Annotated in this window: 14 protein-coding genes; 13 read left to right on the forward strand and 1 reads right to left on the reverse strand. The window is 48.0% G+C overall.

Translation table 11 applies throughout. The features are described from left to right. The first annotated feature begins 3 nt into the window (after positions 1–3). From MKX34_RS06610 to MKX34_RS06665, 12 genes are all read left to right on the forward strand, one after another. Complete coding sequence (locus MKX34_RS06610; RefSeq protein ID WP_076144442.1) at positions 4–933, forward strand: ABC transporter permease; 930 nt, start codon at positions 4–6, stop codon at positions 931–933. 57 nt (positions 934–990) lie between these two features. After that, positions 991–1,938 (forward strand): FAD binding domain-containing protein, encoded by a 948-nt coding sequence (locus MKX34_RS06615; RefSeq protein WP_076297773.1) that lies wholly within the window; start codon positions 991–993, stop codon positions 1,936–1,938. Beyond that, entirely contained in the window at positions 1,925–4,219 is a 2,295-nt protein-coding gene (gene pucD / locus MKX34_RS06620) for a xanthine dehydrogenase subunit D (protein WP_076297774.1), read from the forward strand. Before MKX34_RS06615 ends, pucD begins: the two co-directional genes overlap by 14 nt. Further along, positions 4,206–4,742 (forward strand): (2Fe-2S)-binding protein, encoded by a 537-nt coding sequence (locus MKX34_RS06625; protein ID WP_081382493.1) that lies wholly within the window; start codon positions 4,206–4,208, stop codon positions 4,740–4,742. The genes pucD and MKX34_RS06625 overlap by 14 nt, the downstream gene beginning before the upstream one ends. 4 nt (positions 4,743–4,746) lie before the next feature. Continuing rightward, complete coding sequence (gene uraD, locus MKX34_RS06630) at positions 4,747–5,259, forward strand: 2-oxo-4-hydroxy-4-carboxy-5-ureidoimidazoline decarboxylase (protein ID WP_076099506.1); 513 nt, start codon at positions 4,747–4,749, stop codon at positions 5,257–5,259. Positions 5,260–5,322: 63 nt separating this feature from the next. After that, positions 5,323–6,273, forward strand: a complete 951-nt coding sequence (gene pucL, locus MKX34_RS06635; protein ID WP_076297775.1) for a factor-independent urate hydroxylase — start codon at positions 5,323–5,325, stop codon at positions 6,271–6,273. Further along, positions 6,273–6,677 (forward strand): hydroxyisourate hydrolase, encoded by a 405-nt coding sequence (gene uraH, locus MKX34_RS06640; RefSeq protein WP_038569253.1) that lies wholly within the window; start codon positions 6,273–6,275, stop codon positions 6,675–6,677. Before pucL ends, uraH begins: the two co-directional genes overlap by 1 nt. Positions 6,678–6,710: 33 nt before the next feature. Next, a complete protein-coding gene (locus MKX34_RS06645) occupies positions 6,711–8,105 on the forward strand; it encodes an allantoinase (protein ID WP_076297776.1) in 1,395 nt (464 codons plus the stop codon). Next, positions 8,102–9,358: a Zn-dependent hydrolase gene (locus tag MKX34_RS06650; RefSeq protein WP_076297777.1), complete on the forward strand. Its 1,257-nt coding sequence runs from the start codon at positions 8,102–8,104 to the stop codon at positions 9,356–9,358. The genes MKX34_RS06645 and MKX34_RS06650 overlap by 4 nt, the downstream gene beginning before the upstream one ends. Positions 9,359–9,392: 34 nt before the next feature. After that, positions 9,393–10,625 carry an alanine--glyoxylate aminotransferase family protein gene (locus tag MKX34_RS06655; protein WP_076297778.1) on the forward strand — a complete coding sequence of 411 codons (1,233 nt, stop codon included), beginning with the start codon at positions 9,393–9,395 and terminating at the stop codon, positions 10,623–10,625. A 234-nt stretch (positions 10,626–10,859) separates the two neighbouring features. Next, a complete protein-coding gene (locus MKX34_RS06660; RefSeq protein WP_038574201.1) occupies positions 10,860–12,677 on the forward strand; it encodes an adenine deaminase C-terminal domain-containing protein in 1,818 nt (605 codons plus the stop codon). Between the two features lie 358 nt (positions 12,678–13,035). Beyond that, the gene (locus MKX34_RS06665; RefSeq protein WP_036680123.1) at positions 13,036–13,488 is read left to right on the forward strand and encodes an IDEAL domain-containing protein; all 453 of its coding nucleotides are present in this window, start codon (positions 13,036–13,038) and stop codon (positions 13,486–13,488) included. Positions 13,489–13,579: 91 nt separating this feature from the next. Here the strand turns inward: MKX34_RS06665 and hemH are convergent, their stop codons facing one another. After that, a complete protein-coding gene (gene hemH, locus MKX34_RS06670; protein ID WP_179088415.1) occupies positions 13,580–14,593 on the reverse strand; it encodes a ferrochelatase in 1,014 nt (337 codons plus the stop codon). A 453-nt stretch (positions 14,594–15,046) separates the two neighbouring features. Between hemH and MKX34_RS06675 the strand changes: the two genes are divergently transcribed. Beyond that, positions 15,047–17,344 carry an FMN-binding protein gene (locus MKX34_RS06675; RefSeq protein ID WP_076297780.1) on the forward strand — a complete coding sequence of 766 codons (2,298 nt, stop codon included), beginning with the start codon at positions 15,047–15,049 and terminating at the stop codon, positions 17,342–17,344. Positions 17,345–17,366 lie beyond the last annotated feature (22 nt).

A 17,366-nucleotide genomic window follows, 5' to 3' on the forward strand; every position in this document is an offset into this window, starting at 1 on the left:
GCAATGGATTTTACAACACAGCTACTTATTGCCGCTATTTCCGCAGGGACCCCGCTGCTGCTGGCTACGCTGGGAGGCATTCTAAATGAACGAGCCGGCATTATACAGCTTGGGGCTGAAGGTCTGATGCTGATGGGAGCGGTCATCACTTGTATCGTGTATATTCGCTCCGGAAACCTGCTGCTGGCTCTGTTGGCTACCGTAGCTATAACGGCTGTACTTGGTTTGCTGCATTCTTTTCTCTGTGTGACCTTGCGGGCGAATCATACGATGTCCGGTCTTGCGATGACCCTGTTTGGTAGTGGGTTGAGCGCTTATCTTGGTAAACCGATCAGCGGCATTCCTTTGCCGGGAACCTCCCCTAAGCTGCATCTGGCTTGGCTGGAAAATGTACCGTTCATCGGAAAAATATTCGGCAACATGGACTACCTAACCTGGTTTAGCCTGCTGCTAGTGCTTGCTCTGCATCTGCTAATTCACCGCACTTCATGGGGCCTGCATTTGCGGGCAGTCGGAGACAGTCCGGCTACCGCAGATGTGATGGGGATCCGTGTACAGCTTATCCGCTACAGCTATGTGATCACCGGTGCTGCTCTCATCGGCCTGGCCGGAGCGGATATGGTATTGGCCTACGCGCCAACCTGGAATGAAGGGCTGACAGCCGGCCGGGGCTGGATTGCGGTAGGGCTGGTGATTTTCGCCAGATGGAATCCGCTGCGTGCCTTGTTCTGCGCTTACTTTTTTGGGGCATTGGATTCACTTGGCTTCCGTATTCAATTGCTGGGCAGTGCAGTTCCGCCCTATTTTCTCAAAATGATTCCGTACCTTGTGACCATTCTGGTCCTGATGTACCTGGGGTACCGCAATCGCAACAAACCATCCGGCACACCGGAGGCGCTTGGAGTTCCTTATATTCGGGAACAAAGGTTTTAAGACAGGCTATACGAGAAGGGAAGCAGCAATCTGGTACTCAAAAAGGAGGCGGAGTGTATGGGAGTTTTACGGGAAGAGGATGGAAGGCTACCTGATGTAATTCAACCCCGCAGCCTGCACGAAGCTTGGGAGAGAAAAACGGCGTTTGGAGACAGTGCTCGATATGTTGCAGGGGGAACACTGCTGAGAACAGGGTGGGAAAATGGAACGACTCATATGCCCAAACAGCTGATTGATCTTCGGCAAATTACAAATCTCGGCGACATTACCTTAACGGAATTTCACTTATCTCTGGGCGCTCTTGTTCCACTCTCCCAGTGCCGCAGTAATGAGCATTTGCAGGCCGTAGCTCCTGCGCTGCAAGAGGCTGCACGTTGCATATCGGCTCCGTCGGTGCGTAATCTTGCCACGCTCGGGGGCAATATCGCTTCTGGCTTCGGAGATATTCTACCTGCGTTACTGGTCTATGACGCGGAGTTAATCTCCTTTGACGGCAAATTTATGACGGCACTACCTTTGATAGAGTGGCTAAACAATCACTGGAGCGGGATAAAACCTGCGGCGGATCTTGTGGCTGAGATTCGCATCTCACCTACTCGCTTAGAGAGTCCGTTAACGGATAGGCTAGAAATTTTTCGTAAGGTTGGCCGCAGGGAAGCGTTCACCCCTTCACTTGTAACGGTAGCAATCTCAGCATCAATCGATGAGGAACACCGTTTCCGTGAGGTGCGTATCGCCGCAGGTGGGGGCTCTGGTCGGCCACAGCGACTAAGTAGGGCTGAAGTTATGCTTGAAGGTGTGAGGTATACAGATGAGCTGTTGGCTTCTTTATATGAAGGGGTTGAGAACAGCTTTGAGACGTATAGTGATCCCTTTGCAACAGAACTTTACAAGAAAAAGACTGCTGGGAATTTGGTTGTATCTGAGCTGTGGAAGGCTATGAATATACGGAGTTTAGAGGTGAATAACCCGACGAAAGGAGAGAGGGAAAATGCTGCTGAATAAGGAATCCAGCGGTAGCCGCTGGCGTACACGACCTGATGGAGAGGGCAAGGTATCCGGTAAGCTGCAGTATTTGACCGACATGAGGGCAGAAGGAATGTTGATCGGCCGCGTGCTCCGCAGTGAGCAGGCACATGCTCGTATTTTGTCCATACGCATTGAGAAGGCCATTGAAGTCCCTGGTATACACGCTGTAATCACTCATGAGGATGTGCCCGGACTTAACGGCTTTGGCATAGCTTTGCCGCATCAACCGGTATTTTGCAGTGACCGTGTGCGTTACACTGGCGATGCGATTGCGGCAGTTGCGGCTGAGACGGACGAAATTGCGGAATACGCCTTATCTCTTATCGAAGTGGATTATGAGCTTCTACCCTTGCTGGAGAATCCGGAAGAGGCGATGAAAAAGGACGCAATTTTGCTGCATGCCGAGGGAAACGTGCTTCATCATACGGAATATCGGAAAGGGGAGCCGGAAACGGTATTTACGGATTGCTGTCATGTGGTAGAGGAGACTTACTATACACCACGCCAAATGCACACCTATATGGAGACTGAAGGTGGACTGTTTATCCCAGAGGATAACGGACGGCTTATCGTATATTCAGCTACACAACATGGGTTGATGGATCGCCTGCAGCTATCCAGAATTCTGGCTATTCCTCAAGAAGATATTCGCGTCATCTCGAGTCCTATCGGCGGGTCCTTTGGAGGAAAAGACGAGCTGAATGTACAGCCGTATGGAGCGCTGCTTGCCTTGCGGACACTCCGTCCGGTAAGACTGCATAATTCGAGAGCTGAATCGGTACGTGCAGGACTAAAACGCCATCCCATGAAAATCACCATGAAGACTGGCTGCGACCCCGAAGGAATCATCAGGGCACATCAGGTCAGAATTATTTCGGATACGGGAGCTTACGCAACACTGGGGGCGGAGGTGCTCAACTTTGCGACAGAACATGTGATGGGCCCCTATATCATCGATCATGTGGATGTGAAGGGTTTTGCTGTATATACCAATAACGGTGTATCTGGTGAGTTTCGCGGTTTTGGCGGCAATCAGGCGATTTTCGCTTTGGAGGGACAAATCGATCGGTTGGCTGAGCGATTGCAGATCGATCCGTGGGAAATGCGCCGCCGCAATTTGCGTAAATATGGAGATCTGGGGCCACTGGGTCAGGAAATTGCTCAGACCGATGGTGCCTTTCAGGTGTGGGAAGCGCTGGCGGGTTCGCCTCTTATGACTGAGGCCGCATCTACAGACAGTGATTCAGGTGTTGTGGAACCTTGGATCGTAACTGGAACGGGTGCTGCTATAGCTATGCATGGTGCAGGACTTGGTTATGGTATTCCCGATCCGGCGGGTGGCAGGCTCTCTTTGACGCTAGAGGGCAAGATTGAGGCGGTGTTTGGTTACGAGGAGTTTGGTCAGGGGTTAATCGCAACAATGGAACAAATGCTGATTGAACAGTTTGGCTTGGCGGCAGAGGATCTAAGCATCGTCATTGGCGATACGGATGTTGTGCCTGATAGCGGATCTAGTACGGCTTCCCGATCAACCAGCATGATGTGGATGGCCTTGAAACGGCTCCGTCCAGACTTCACCACTCAAGTACTGCAGGCAGCTGCGATGTTAAAGCCGGAGCTGGATAACTATGAAATGAAGCTCGGCCCTGGCGGCATTTGGCTAAAAGACGGCGGTCTGCTTCTGACTTACAAGGACTTGGCACAGCGTATTTCAGAACCCATTGTCTGTAATACAAAGTTTACTTATCCAACCACACCCTTTAAAAGAGTGGGGGCACATTTCCTATACACCTATTCTGCAATCGCAGTCCGCGTGGAAGTTAATCTGCTTACTGGACGTGTCCGTGTACTGGACCAATATCATGCGGTAGCGGCGGGACCGGTGGCTAATCCGCAAGGTTATCTCGGGCAGATCGAAGGTGGCAGCAGTATGGCGGTAGGCTTCACTTTGTCAGAGGATGCTGTGATGTCAGGCGGCAGCTATGTCACCAAAAATTTAGACACCTATTTGGTGCCGACCATTGCCGACATGAATGGCAGCATTCAGGTGCAGCCGATAGAGGATTTGCCGGATCATGACACGTACGGTCCTCGCGGCATTGGAGAGGTGGGTTCCGTCAATTTAGCTCCGGCAGTCGTGTCCGCCATATTTCAGGCTGTAGGGAAGCGGGTAACCAAGCTGCCCATTGATCCCGAATGGCTGCAGTCTACACCGTTTATTCCACAAAAGGTGGTGAACATCCATGCCGAGTCATAATTCAGATCACAATCTAGATGAAGAGAACCCAATCCCAGCTTCGTCTGAGGAAGCCTTCACAGAAGAGAGGTTCACCTTTAATTGCAATCTTAATGGGAAAGCGATATCCATGGAGATTCCACCCTCCCGTCGGCTTTTAAATGTCATACGTGAAGATTTGGAGCTGACCGGCACAAAACGTTCTTGTGAGATTGGCCGCTGCGGGGCATGTATGGTGCTGGTGGATGGACGTCCAGTGAATTCATGTCTGGTTATGGCCTATCAATGCTCAGGTGCGGAAATTACAACAATTGAGGGTCTTAGTGAAGTAGGCTTACATCCCGTTCAGCGGGCTTTTTTAGAAGAGGGGGGGTTCCAATGCGGTTATTGTACACCAGGGATGGTTATCTCGGTAGTTGCTCTGCTGGAAGAGAACCCGCATCCTACTCCGGCTGAAGTGGAAGAAGCTTTATCGGGTAATATTTGTCGCTGTACGGGGTACGGTGGCATTTTACGAGCTGTTAACAAAGCTATTGGAGGTTGAGTGGATGGTCGTTTCTGAAGGCAGGTTTACGTTGGAAGAGATAAATGCCATGAGTATAACGGATTTTGTGAAGCATCTAGGCGGCATTTTTGAACATTCACCGTGGGTAGCAGAGGAGATTTATAAGCAGATTCCGTTCCATTCTTTAGAGCATTTGCATAGCACAATGATGCAGACCGTACTGAGTGCTGACCGGAGCCGAATGGAGGGACTATTAAAAGCTCACCCAGATTTGGCGACTAGGCTTCAAGTTACGGCTTTGTCTGCCTCGGAGCAGCAGGGAGCTGGACTGGATCGGCTAACAACGGAAGAGTTCAATCTATTAAATGATCTGAATCGAAAGTATACGGACAAATTTCATTTTCCTTTTATTCTAGCTGTTCGTGGCAAAAACAAAGATGACATCATCAGCGCCATTGGAGTGCGAGTAGAGCGTTCCCCTCAGGAGGAATGGGTTCAAGCCTTTTCTGAAGTCGGTACAATTACGAGATTTCGCCTAAGTGATTTAATTATTTAATTATTCATTCACTCATTCACTCATTCATTCATTCATTCATCATAAACGGGGAGGGTGTCAGCCATGCTGGAACCAATTAACGGACGTACAATGTTTTATGGAAAAAGTGATGTGCTAACTTATCGTACCTATGCTAAACCGCTGGCCGTTACCCCCGTTCCCGAATCTTCCTTCACGGGCTGCGACAACATTATATTCGCACATAATATTACATTCGCAGTCACGGGCGAAGCGTTTCTTCCTTCTTTTTCAGAGGGGGATAATTCCATGGTCGTTGCTACCGATTCTATGAAAAATTTTATCCTGCGCAATACCGCGGACTACACAGGAAGCACAACGGAGGGGTTATTGCAGCTTCTAAGCAGCCGTTTTCTCGATAAATACGATCATGTCACCGCAGTTTCAGTTTCCGCAGACCGGTTACCTTTTGAACAGGTGATGGTGCCCGGGGTTGACGGGCTTAAACAGAGTCATTTAGTACTGCGTCACTCCAATAATGAATCTTATTCGGCTTCGTTAACTATAAAACGTGGAGAGAATGGGACTGAGGTTATCGCTCATGAATGCCGATTGAAGGATTTACAGCTGATAAAAGTGAGTGGAAGCTCGTTTTATGGATTCGTCCGTGATGAGTATACAACATTGCCGGAGAGCTTTGATCGTCCGCTTTATATTTTTCTGAATATTAACTGGACCTACAGTGATGTTCAGCATGCTCTGGATGGGAATCTAGGGCAATATGTGGCATCGGAGCAGGTTCGCGATATCGCCCATAGCGCTTTTCATGAGCTGAACAGTCCATCAATCCAATCGTTGATTTATCAAATTGGGCTGCGCGTATTGTCCCGTTTTCCACAGCTGGCTACCGTTTCATTTGAGTCCAATAACCGGACTTGGGAAACCATTGTTGAGCCTGAAGAAACTAAAGGTGGAGTCTTCACCGAACCTCGTCCACCCTATGGTTTTCAGGGCTTTTCTGTCAGCCGTGCAGATCTGGCCGGAGAGACAGCGTAATGAGCGGGCGTCTTACCACCCATGTGCTGGATCTGTCGCGGGGGATTCCTGCTACAGGTCTGACGCTTCAGCTCTGGAAGCTTACGGATGGGATGAGCAAGCTTCTGTGTGAAGAAGTCACGAATAGTGACGGGAGGCTGGATGCTCCGCTGCTGGAGGGAAACGAAATGGAGGCTGGATGTTACGAGCTGCTGTTTATGGTTGGCGATTACTACCGTAGAGCTGATGCCAAAGCGTCAGCAGCTGGCATAGAAGTAACAGAAAGCTCAGTAGACACTCAACGTGAGATGTCTTTTTTTCTAGAACAGATACCTATTCGCTTTCATATAGAGAGCTCCATGCAACACTACCATGTACCTTTGCTAGTAGCTCCTGGTGGATATAGTACGTATCGGGGAAGTTAGGAGAAAGTTGACGACCGGAGGAGGTGGCAGCTCATGAAGGAATCCTATGAACTTGTGATTAAGAACGGGAATGTAGTGCTGCCCGATCAGGTACTCAAGCTGGATATTGCAGTATCAGAGGGTAAGATTGTCGCACTTGGAGAGGAACTTTCGCTTGCGCCGCTAACCAAAGTCATCGACGCAGATGGGTTCTATGTCCTCCCCGGTATGATTGATATGCATGTCCACTTTAATGAACCAACGTTTGGACATTGGGAAGGTTTTCGCAGCGGTTCTGCGGCGTTGGCAGCTGGCGGCTGCACAACCTATGCAGATATGCCGCTTAACGGCAATCCACCGACTGTGAACGAGGCTGCACTTCGTCAAAAGGTAGATGCTGCGGCTGGAAACTCTGCCGTTGATTATGTGCTGTGGGGTGGGCTCGTTCCCGGCAATCTGGATGATTTAGAAGTTTTGGCAGCCTCTGGTGTCACTGGGTTTAAAGCCTTTCTCTCCAATCCTGGAGGGGAGGGCGAAGGCAGATTCCGTGAAGTGGATGAGGATACACTCTATCAAGGGATGCTGCGAATCGCTTCTCTGGGCGGGATTTTGGCGCTGCATGCAGAAAGTGAGGCTATCACGGCGGTGTTGACCGCAGATGCAGTGCGAAATGGCAGAACCAGCGCAAGTGATTTTGCGGCTTGCCGCCCTGCTGAAGCAGAGCTGGAGGCAGTGTCCAGGGCGCTGCTGTACAGTGAACGTACTGGCTGCCGGTTGCATTTTGTTCATATTAGTACGGCTGCTGCCATTGAGAAAATCTATGAAGCTAAGCTTCGAGGTCTGGACGTTTCGGCCGAAACCTGTCCACATTATCTGGTCCTCACTGAAAATGATATGAAGGCGTTAGGACCTGTGGCGAAGTGTGCGCCTCCGCTGCGAAGTGCGGTGGAGCAGGAGAAGTTATGGGAGATGCTAGCCCACGGCAAAATCGATCTGATCGCTTCGGATCATTCCCCCTGTCCAACGGAATTGAAGGTGAAGCCGGACTTGTCTTTTTTTGCAGCTTGGGGTGGGATCTCGGGTGCGCAGAGCAGTCTGGAGCTTATGTTCCATGAAGGCGTGAATGTGCGGGGATTGCCTGTGACGTTAATTTCTCGTCTGCTCGCAGGGCAACCCGCAAAACGGTTTGGAATAGAGCATCGCAAAGGCGCTATAGCTCTAGGTCTAGATGCCGATCTAGTTCTGCTTAATCCAAGCACAACCTATACGCTGACTGCGGAGAATTTATTGTATCGCCACAAGCACAGCCCCTACATCGGAAGAACTTTATCCTGCAAGGTAGTTGCTACGATCTGCCGCGGGAATGTGGTCTATACCTCTGAAGAAGGAGTGATCAGTGAGGGAGGTGGACAGTGGCTGCGAATTAGGAAGGAGCAGTACAGCCTATGAATGATTCCAGAGTTCAAGCATCGACTCAGAAACTGCTGGACCTGCTGGAGGAGCTGGCGGCATTCAGCACAGCTGGGCCGGGAGTTACTAGACTGCTATATACGGAGGAATGGAGCCGGGCGCAGATTTTTTTGCAGAAAAAAATGGCTGGGCTCGGCTTAGAAGTTTCCGTAGACAAGGTTGGCAATGTATATGGACGATTGAGTGGACGCGATCCGCAGCAAAAGGTTATTTTAACCGGATCGCATATCGATACTGTAGTCAATGGCGGAAAATATGATGGTGCCTATGGGATCGCTGCGGCTATGACTGCGCTTCAAGATTTGCAGAGGAACTTTGGCCAGCCGCAGCGGACGCTTGAGGTCGTATCTTTTTGTGAAGAAGAGGGGAGCCGGTTTCCGCTTGCTTATTGGGGCTCGGGCCATGTCACGGAAAGGTATGACGGAAGCGAGGCCGAGACCTGTACGGATGCAGAGGGCGTGACGTTAAAAGCAGCAATGGCACAATCCAGCTTCTTACAGGACATAACGGAGGAGAAAGCTTCTAAGCGGAATGGTGTCAGAAATGATATTGGTGCTTTTGTAGAACTGCACATCGAGCAGGGGATTATTCTGGAGAAAACAGACACTCAGATAGGCGTTGTTCAGGGGATTGTTGGCCAGAGACGATATGTGGTCAAGGTCAGGGGTATTGCTAATCATGCGGGCACGACACCGATGTTTATGCGGCAGGATGCACTGGCTAGTGCGGTTGAAATGCTGTACGTGCTTGAAAGTTCTGCTAAAACGGCTGGTGAACCTCTTGTAGCAACCTCGGGTAAGCTTGAGGTGAATCCGAATACGCCAAATGTAATCCCGGGTGAGGTTCTTTTTACATTAGATATCCGCCATAGTGAAGAGGACGAATTGGAACGTTTCTGTGAGAAGCTTCTTGCGGAATGTAATGAAATTGCCGTTAAACGTGGGGTAACTCTGGAGGCTACATCCGTGCTCCACACAGTCCCTGCGCCTATGGATATGAAGCTATCTGCAATGCTGGAAAATATCTGCCGCCAACAGGGGAAGACGTACCGCACGATGGTAAGTGGAGCGGGACATGATGCCCAGCTATTGGCGCCGCGTTGCCCTACTGCGATGATATTTGTGCCAAGCCGAGCTGGCATCAGCCATTCTCCGGAAGAGTATACCTCCCCTGAGCAGCTCGCGGCTGGGCTTGAGGTTCTGACTGCGATGTTATATGAGTTAGCTTATTAAAAAGAGTTCGCCGAACTTTTAAGGGAGGATCATCATGAAGCGTTACGAAGATTTGTCGCCGTCCCAACGCTGTATTATGACTCCGGGTCCGGTCGAGGTAGATCCGCGTGTACTGCGGGCGATGTCTTTTCCGGTGCTGGGTCAGTTTGATCCAGAGTTCACCTCTATTATGAATGAAACGATGGAAATGCTGCGGGAGCTGTTCGCTACTCGTAATTCATGGGCTTACCCTATCGATGGTACCTCCCGTTCTGGAATTGAAGCCGTGATGGTTAGTTTGATCCTGCCGGGTGAGCGTGTGCTGATTCCGATCTTTGGCCGCTTCGGACATCTATTGCATGAGATTGCTGAAAGATGTGGCGCTGAGGTGTTCGTGCTGGAAAAGCCATGGGGGAGTGTGTTTGAGCCGGATGAAGTGATAGCAGCTATGGAGACTTTTAAGCCACATGTGGTGGCAATGGTTCATGGGGAGACCTCTACAGGACGTGTGCAGCCACTCGCGGAAATCGGTAGAGCTTGCCGCCGGATGGATGCTTTATTCATAGTTGATGCAGTTGCAACCATTGGGGGCCTTCCTGTCGAGACAGATGCTTGGATGTTGGATGCCGTCGTTGGCGGTACACAGAAATGCCTGGCCGTCCCTTCCGGAATGGCACCGATAACGTATAATGATCGTGCTGAAGCTAAGCTCATGACCCGAAAACGAGTAGAACGCGGGATTAGAACAAGTGATGTCCAGCCAGGTGACTTATCTTTTGTCCGCAGCAATTATTTCGATCTCGGCATGCTTCAGGATTACTGGAGTCCACAACGTCTCAATCATCATACAGAGATGACCTCAATGCTTTATGCACTGCGGGAGGGCTTGCGGCTTACCCTTGAAGAAGGGCTGGATGCCAGATTCGCCAGACATATCCTCCATGAAAAAGCACTTGTAGCTGGATTAACAGCTATGGGTTTAGAACTATACGGGGATCCTTCCTGCAAGCTTACTGTTGTTACCTGTGTGCTGATCCCTGAGGGGATAGATGGGGAAGCTGTCCGTTCGCTGCTGCTGGGGCTGTTCGGAATTGAAATTGCCAGTTCTTTTGGACCGTTAAAGGGAAGGATCTGGCGCATCGGTACGATGGGTTTTAGCTGTCGTGAGAATAACGTGTTGCGGCTGCTTGGAGCGCTGGAAGCCGCATTACAGCGTCATGGATTTAAGGGGCCTTGCGGGTTTGGGGTTCAGGCAGCACTTGACGTATATGAGGCAAAAGTAAGATAATCGTTGGAATAGAGCGGATGGCGGGAGAGTAAAAACAGGGGCATGTCCGGATGGTTTGGACAATCTTTGGGAATAAGTAAACGGCTATCATCTACAGGGATGATTGAGCCGTTTTTTCTTACAAATACAGACCTGCGCAACTATATTATCCTAGGCTTAATAGTTAGGCAATCCTCTATGATTACGGATCTATTCACTACATCAAGACAACACTTGGATACTAACGGGGGAGAGATGAAGATGACAACTTTTACAAGAAAGCCTTTAGCGGATTGTGTACCTGAGCTTGTGGCTACGGCAAGAGGCGATAAACCGGCAACACTGGTAATTACAGGTGGAAAGCTGGTCAACGTATGCTCTGGTGAAATTCTAGAAGGAATGTCTGTTGGTGTTCAAGGTGGACGAATTGCTTATGTTGGTAAAGATGTGACACATATGATTGGCGAAGGAACGCAAGTTATTGATGCGAACGGCAAGTATATAGCTCCGGGATTGCTCGATGGCCACTGCCATATTGAGAGCACCCAGCTAACCGTTACTGAATTTTCCCGCGCTGTTTTGCCGCTTGGCACAACAGGTGGTTTCTTTGATGCGCATGAGATTGCTAATGTATTCGGGCTGAAGGGTATTCAATTGATGCTGGATGAGATGCGGGGTACGCCGTTAGCTGCTTACATGCAGGTGGCTTCTTGTGTGCCTGCGGCAGGTGCGGAATTCGAGACAACGGGTGCCTCAATGGGTCCTGAAGAAGTTGCCGAAGCTTTTACTTGGGGCAAAGATGTGATTGCTCTGGGCGAAGTGATGAATTTCCCTGGCGTTGTTTACGGCGATGAGAAAATGCTTGGAGAGATTCAAGCTACGCTGCGGGCAGGCAGATTTGTTGACGGTCATTTCACATGGCCTTCCAGCGACTGGAGACTGCCAGTGTATGCTGCGGCAGGGGTAACTGGTGATCATGAGTGTGTTACAGCAGACGATGTGATTGAGCGCGTTCGACTGGGGATGTATGCCAAAATGCGCCGGGGCTCGGCTTGGCATGATGTTGCCAAGACCATCACCGCTCATACAGAGCGTGGACTTGATCCGCGCCGCATGATGCTGGTAACTGACGACCGCAGCTCGGAATCGTTACGCGACGAAGGTCATATGGATTTCGTTGTTCGCCATGCGATTGCTCAAGGCGTGAAACCAGTAACAGCCTTCCAAATGGCAACTATTAATACAGCAGAGCGTTTTGGGTTGTCTCAGGATATCGGTTCTATTACTCCAGGTTCTTTTGCGGATATTATTCTGCTGGACGGGAATTTGGCCGATGTTCACGTGGTACTTACGATTGCCGCGGGTGTAGTAGTTGCCGAAAATGGTGTGATGACGGCAGAGCTTGCTAAATTCACTTATCCAGAGGAAGTTTTGGCTTCGGTTCATTTGCCACAGCGTCCTACCGCCGAAGATTTCATTATCGCGGCTCCAATTGAAACAGGTGAACTTACTGCAAGAGTTATTAAAGTAAGAGAAAATCATGTAGAGACCATTGAACGTATAGTTTCGGTACCTGTAGTGGCAGGGCAGTTGGATGTAAATGCTGTGGAGGGTCTGTGTAAAATCGCTGTGCTCGAACGGCATAAAGGAACAGGAAATAAATCAGTGGCTGTTGTGGAAGGCATCGGTTTTAAAGAGCCGGCTGCTATCGCAATGACTGTTGCTCATGATAGTCATAATGTACTCGTCATCGGCAATGATAATGAGTTAATGGCCAAAGCTGCGAATGCGGTGGCGGACGCTCAAGGTGGGGTTGCCGTAATTACTTCTAGTGGAGAAACGTTATTCCCGTTGGCCATTGCAGGCCTAATGTCTACAGAGCCATTTGAAATTGCTGCTGAGAAATCAGCTGCGATCAGCAAAGCGTTGTATGATGCCGGCTGTACTTTGAATTACGCGTTTATGACTTTATCGCTGCTTGCTCTGGCGGTTATCCCAACGTTACGTATCACCGATAAAGGACTCGTGCGGATTTCACCTGAGGGAATACAGTTAGTGCCACTGTTTGTTTAAGTAAATTAACTGAAGCATAATCCTAATGCGAAAAACTGTTCTGAGGTCGTAATGACCATTCAGAACAGTTTTTTTTGTTTAAATATAAGAAAGTAAAAGCTTCACATGATGCGTAATCTTTATACATCTTATTGTAATGAACAATAATATTAAACAGATTTTTAGAGAATGAAACATTTTTCTGAGCGAAATCCTAAAAAAATATAAATAAAGCATAGTCAGGTGACGATAATAATGTTAAATTAGATAAAATTAAAGTGAATTAATGGAGTTAATTTTACAATAATGGCATATAAAGAATTATAGATAATGGCAGGTTTCGAATAACCCAACTAAGAGGGACGAGGTGCATGGAGAGATGATCAGACTAGAAACGCAAGATATTTTGAATATTAGCATGAAGCAAATTGCTACTATTTTTAAGATGAAGCCGCTTGAACTGAGATTTGTCACCGATTTTCAGGGTGAGAAATATCTCTTAACTAATGATAAGTTACACCTCAACAACCAGCAATATTGGGCAAAGGTTATGGAATGTGTCTTTGATGATCATGTTAGACCTGTGTTAATGTGTGAGGTATTATATTTCCTTCGTAATGAATTTCTGGAAAGTGACATTAAGTTATGTTTTTCTTATGATTACGCAGAGGATGGGAATGGCGCAGCTACAGCTATGGCTGAAGTATCCTTTAATGACTCAGCAGATTTACAGCCGAGTGAGATTGCCGAGCTGATTGATTTTGCGTTGACCTTACAGGACAAGCAGTGGTTCCATGAACTGACTACGAAATATAAGCAGCTTACAGCATAAGTATCCTTTCGATTCTTCATGCTTAACAATTGATATAGCTAACCGTCTTGTCTGCAACAGAGATGATCTGTGGACAAGACGGTTTTTTGTTTTACCACCCTTGGGCATTTTTTTCTACATGTTCAGCCAAAAAATCAAGCCAATCCTCATGGTTATTCAAACAGGGAATTGCCATAAATTCCTCTGCTTGTCCTCCACCAGCCTCGAATTGTTCTCGTCCTTCTATGGCTAGCTCATGCAGCGTTTCCAGACAATCGGTCACAAGACCCGGTGAAAAAATCAGAGGTCTACGTATTCCTCGTCCGGCAAGCTCTCCCAGAACATCCGCTGTAGACGGTCCTACCCATTCTTCTCGCCCGAAACGTGATTGAAAACTAAGCTGCCAGCGTTCGGGCTCCCAATTCATAGCAGAAGCAAGAAGACGCGCGGTTTCCATACATTGCTGCGGATAAGGATCACCGGTATCCGCATACCGTTTGGGAATCCCATGGAAGGTCAGTACAAAATAATCAGGTTCTTTGCTCAGAATCTCCATTTGACGCAGCAGGTGTGACTTCAAGGCTGAAATATAACCGGGCTCATTATAGTAGGCATCAATAAATCTTAGAGCCGGAATCAGACGTTTAGTTACAGGACCAGTGGAGCTTTGGCGACCTAAGGCTGCAAAGCTGGCCTGATCGAATACGGATGCGGTAGTCGTGGACGAATATTGCGGAAACAGCGGCACAATGATAATTCGGGTAACTCCGGCCGTGTCGAATTTCGCCATCGCTTGCTCCATGCTGGGTTCGCTATAAGCCAATCCAAGCTCTACCTGATACCTTGGACCCAGCAGTTCTTGCAATCCAGATTGCTGAGCTGAAGAATGAAGGAGCAGTGGTGATCCTTCGGTTGTCCATATTTGACTGTACAGCTCAGCGGACCGGCGTGGACGTGAACGCAGAATCACGCCTCGCAGCAAAGGCTGCCACAGCAGAGGAGAATAATCTATGATTCGGCGATCTGATAAAAAACGTTTCAGATAAGGCCGTACAGCTTTTGCAGTTGGTGCAGTAGGGGTGCCGATTTGGGCGAGTATAACTCCAATAGGTGGCTGTTTGCTCAAAGCACAGAACTCCTTTCCCATATAAGAGATCGTTCTAAAATAGCATAGCTAACCTTGAATGCACAGTTATTGAGATCACTTTGCGTGTATAAATTAATTTTAATCGCAAATAGTGATGTTTCTTATAGGGTGTGTGATTTTCGATACAGAAGAACCGCAGAAAGGTCTGGTAGTATCAAACCAGAAATTGATGGAAAACGGGTGTAAGTGTTTTTATAATAACTTATGTGAATTATTTCACCTTTTATGCAGCTTTGTGTTAAAAGGAAGAAATGAAATAGATTCAAGATATTTTTTTATTGAAAATCGAGCGTGCAAAAGCATGAGAGGGGGGATGAGTTCTTATGAAGAGAGAAGTTATGCTTCATAAGAAGAGAAGGGGCGCATCGTACGAAAAAGGTTTGGTTAACAAAAAGCTACATATCACTGGGGTTTGGTAAAGGAGAATTTTCATTGAAAAAACTAATTTCTTTAACGGTTAGCGCGGCTATATTGTTAGCGCCGTTTGCTTACACACTTAATGTGCCTGCTGTAAACTTGAAGGTGGATGCAGTATCGGCAGCCTCCGAAGAAGCGGATGTACCGGCAGCAAAACCAACAGCAAAACCAACGGCAAAACCAGCAGCAACACCAAAAGCAACGGCAAAACCAGTAGCAACACCAAAGCCAACAGCAAAACCAACAGCAACGCCAAAGCCAACGGCAAAACCAACAGCAACGCCAAAGGCAACAGCCAAACCAGCAGCAACCCCAAAAGCTACAGCAGCACCAGTAGCAACCCCAAAAGCAACCGCTGCACCAGCAGCGACAGTAGTACCAGCGGAAACTGTTAAGCCTGTGGCTACAGCAAAGCCTGTTACAGTTAATGAAAACGTATACCAAGATGGAGTTTACGTAGCTTATGGCGATGCATACTCCAAAGGCACGGAAGGTGCCAAGATCGAAATTAAAGATGGCAAAATTACTAGCATTGAGCTTTTGAGAACCAGTCCTAAGCTGATTGATAGAGATGCCCGTAACAATTATAGTGCTTTATGGCAAGCTTATGGATTGATGAAGGATAGATTGCTTGGCAAAACAAGAGATGGAGCAGCGGCAGTTGATGCTGTTTCGGGAGCTACCCGCTCCAGTAATGGCTGGAAATTGTCTGTAGATAGAGCGTTTGAAAGAGCTCTAACAGTGAAAGATACAAATGCCGTTTACTTTGATGGAGTTCATATGGGCGTAGATCCTACAGGTAAATATTCTGTATTTGCGACCTACGAATCCAACAAGCTCACAGATGTTAAAGTGTATCCTATGAACAGCGCTGGTGATTTCATTGAGGAGAAAGCTTACACAGCTGAGCAAGCGGCAGCGGTTGCAGCTATAGCTCCAGCCTTGCTGGCCAAAGGAACAGAGGCACAACCTGTTGCAGGTCTTGAAGCCGACTTTAAAGCAGCGATTAACGCTTTCTGGGATGCTGAGCAGAATGCAATAATCAACAATACATCTGCTTATGTAGACGGATTCTATTCCTCTTATGGTACGGCAAGAAGTGTTGGCGTTGAAAGAGCTGACATCGTGATTCGCAACGGTAAGTTGGTTGATGTGAAGCTGTTTAGACTTGGCAACAACCTGATTGACAGAGGGGCAACAGCTTATGCGGAAGTAGTAAAAGCAAATGCTCCTATGACAGCTAAGCTGCTAGCGAATGGTTCATATATCGCTAACTATGATGAAAAGGTTGACGGAATTTCCGGAGCTACGGAAAGTAGTCACAGCTGGAACCAAGCTGTAGAAAGAGCATTTGAGAAGGCGCTGAAGGTTCCTGCTGAAGGTCAATATTTTGACGGCAAATTTGCCGGAGTAGATAACCAATCTAAAGTGCTGCTGCTAGTTGATGTTGATGCAGATGCGGTAACAGGCATTAAAGTAAGTCTGTTTGGAGCTGACGGCAAGCTGATTGCTGACGATAAACTGAGTGCAGAACAAAAAGGATGGGTAGCTACACTCACATCCGGGCTGTTAGAAAAAGGTGTGCAAATGGCCGATATTACAGGCCAAGAAGCATTGTCGGCAGCAGCTAAAGCAGCACTGACAGATGCTTTGACCAATGCATCCAAAGTCCAAGGAACCTATAAAGACGGAACCTTTACTGCATTTGGTGATGCTTATGATAAAGGAACGAACAGAGCGGACGTTACCCTGCGTAACGGCAAAATCGTAAATGTAGCATTGTATCGTGTAGGAATGAACCTTGTAGATAGAGGGAACGCTGCTTACCCTGAGGTGGTAAAAGCAATTCCTCAGTTGACGGCTAGCTTCCTCGCAGCAGGTACTAGAGAAGGTGTGCAGGAAGTAGATGCTGTGTCCGGTGCAACTAGCAGCAGCGTGGCTTTAAAGACTGCGGTGGATAGAGCATACGGAAAAGCTGAGGTTGTAGAAGCTAATAAAGCGGCTTATTTCGATGGAATCTTCATTGGTGTAAGTGCCGATAAGCTTGTAAATGTTATGGTGAATGTAGAGTACGGTGTTCCTGTCAAAATGCTTGTTTATTATTTGGATAAAAACGGAAGTGTAAGAACAATCAATCAGTTAACGGACGCGGAGCTGGCAGTGAAAGGTGAAATCGAGTCGACATCGACCGGATATAGCCTGCACAAATATGGTTACCGTCCAGCAGTCTTCGGAAAAAATGATGCAGAGAAAGAAATATCCGCTAAAGCGGTAGAAGCTATTAAATCAGCACTTGAATCGGCTGGTAAATAATTATCGTTTTATAATAAAAGGA

The organism is Paenibacillus sp. FSL R5-0636, assembly GCF_037974255.1.
Lineage (GTDB): Bacteria > Bacillota > Bacilli > Paenibacillales > Paenibacillaceae > Paenibacillus_AQ > Paenibacillus_AQ odorifer.

What these genes read in the sequence shown, in the direction of transcription:
- MKX34_RS06610 (WP_076144442.1), top strand. Translation starts at nt 4, where the DNA reads ATGGATTTTACAACACAGCTACTTATTGCCGCTATTTCCGCAGGGACC.
- MKX34_RS06615 (WP_076297773.1), top strand. Translation starts at nt 991, where the DNA reads ATGGGAGTTTTACGGGAAGAGGATGGAAGGCTACCTGATGTAATTCAA.
- pucD (WP_076297774.1), top strand. Translation starts at nt 1,925, where the DNA reads ATGCTGCTGAATAAGGAATCCAGCGGTAGCCGCTGGCGTACACGACCT.
- MKX34_RS06625 (WP_081382493.1), top strand. Translation starts at nt 4,206, where the DNA reads ATGCCGAGTCATAATTCAGATCACAATCTAGATGAAGAGAACCCAATC.
- uraD (WP_076099506.1), top strand. Translation starts at nt 4,747, where the DNA reads ATGGTCGTTTCTGAAGGCAGGTTTACGTTGGAAGAGATAAATGCCATG.
- pucL (WP_076297775.1), top strand. Translation starts at nt 5,323, where the DNA reads ATGCTGGAACCAATTAACGGACGTACAATGTTTTATGGAAAAAGTGAT.
- uraH (WP_038569253.1), top strand. Translation starts at nt 6,273, where the DNA reads ATGAGCGGGCGTCTTACCACCCATGTGCTGGATCTGTCGCGGGGGATT.
- MKX34_RS06645 (WP_076297776.1), top strand. Translation starts at nt 6,711, where the DNA reads ATGAAGGAATCCTATGAACTTGTGATTAAGAACGGGAATGTAGTGCTG.
- MKX34_RS06650 (WP_076297777.1), top strand. Translation starts at nt 8,102, where the DNA reads ATGAATGATTCCAGAGTTCAAGCATCGACTCAGAAACTGCTGGACCTG.
- MKX34_RS06655 (WP_076297778.1), top strand. Translation starts at nt 9,393, where the DNA reads ATGAAGCGTTACGAAGATTTGTCGCCGTCCCAACGCTGTATTATGACT.
- MKX34_RS06660 (WP_038574201.1), top strand. Translation starts at nt 10,860, where the DNA reads ATGAAGATGACAACTTTTACAAGAAAGCCTTTAGCGGATTGTGTACCT.
- MKX34_RS06665 (WP_036680123.1), top strand. Translation starts at nt 13,036, where the DNA reads ATGATCAGACTAGAAACGCAAGATATTTTGAATATTAGCATGAAGCAA.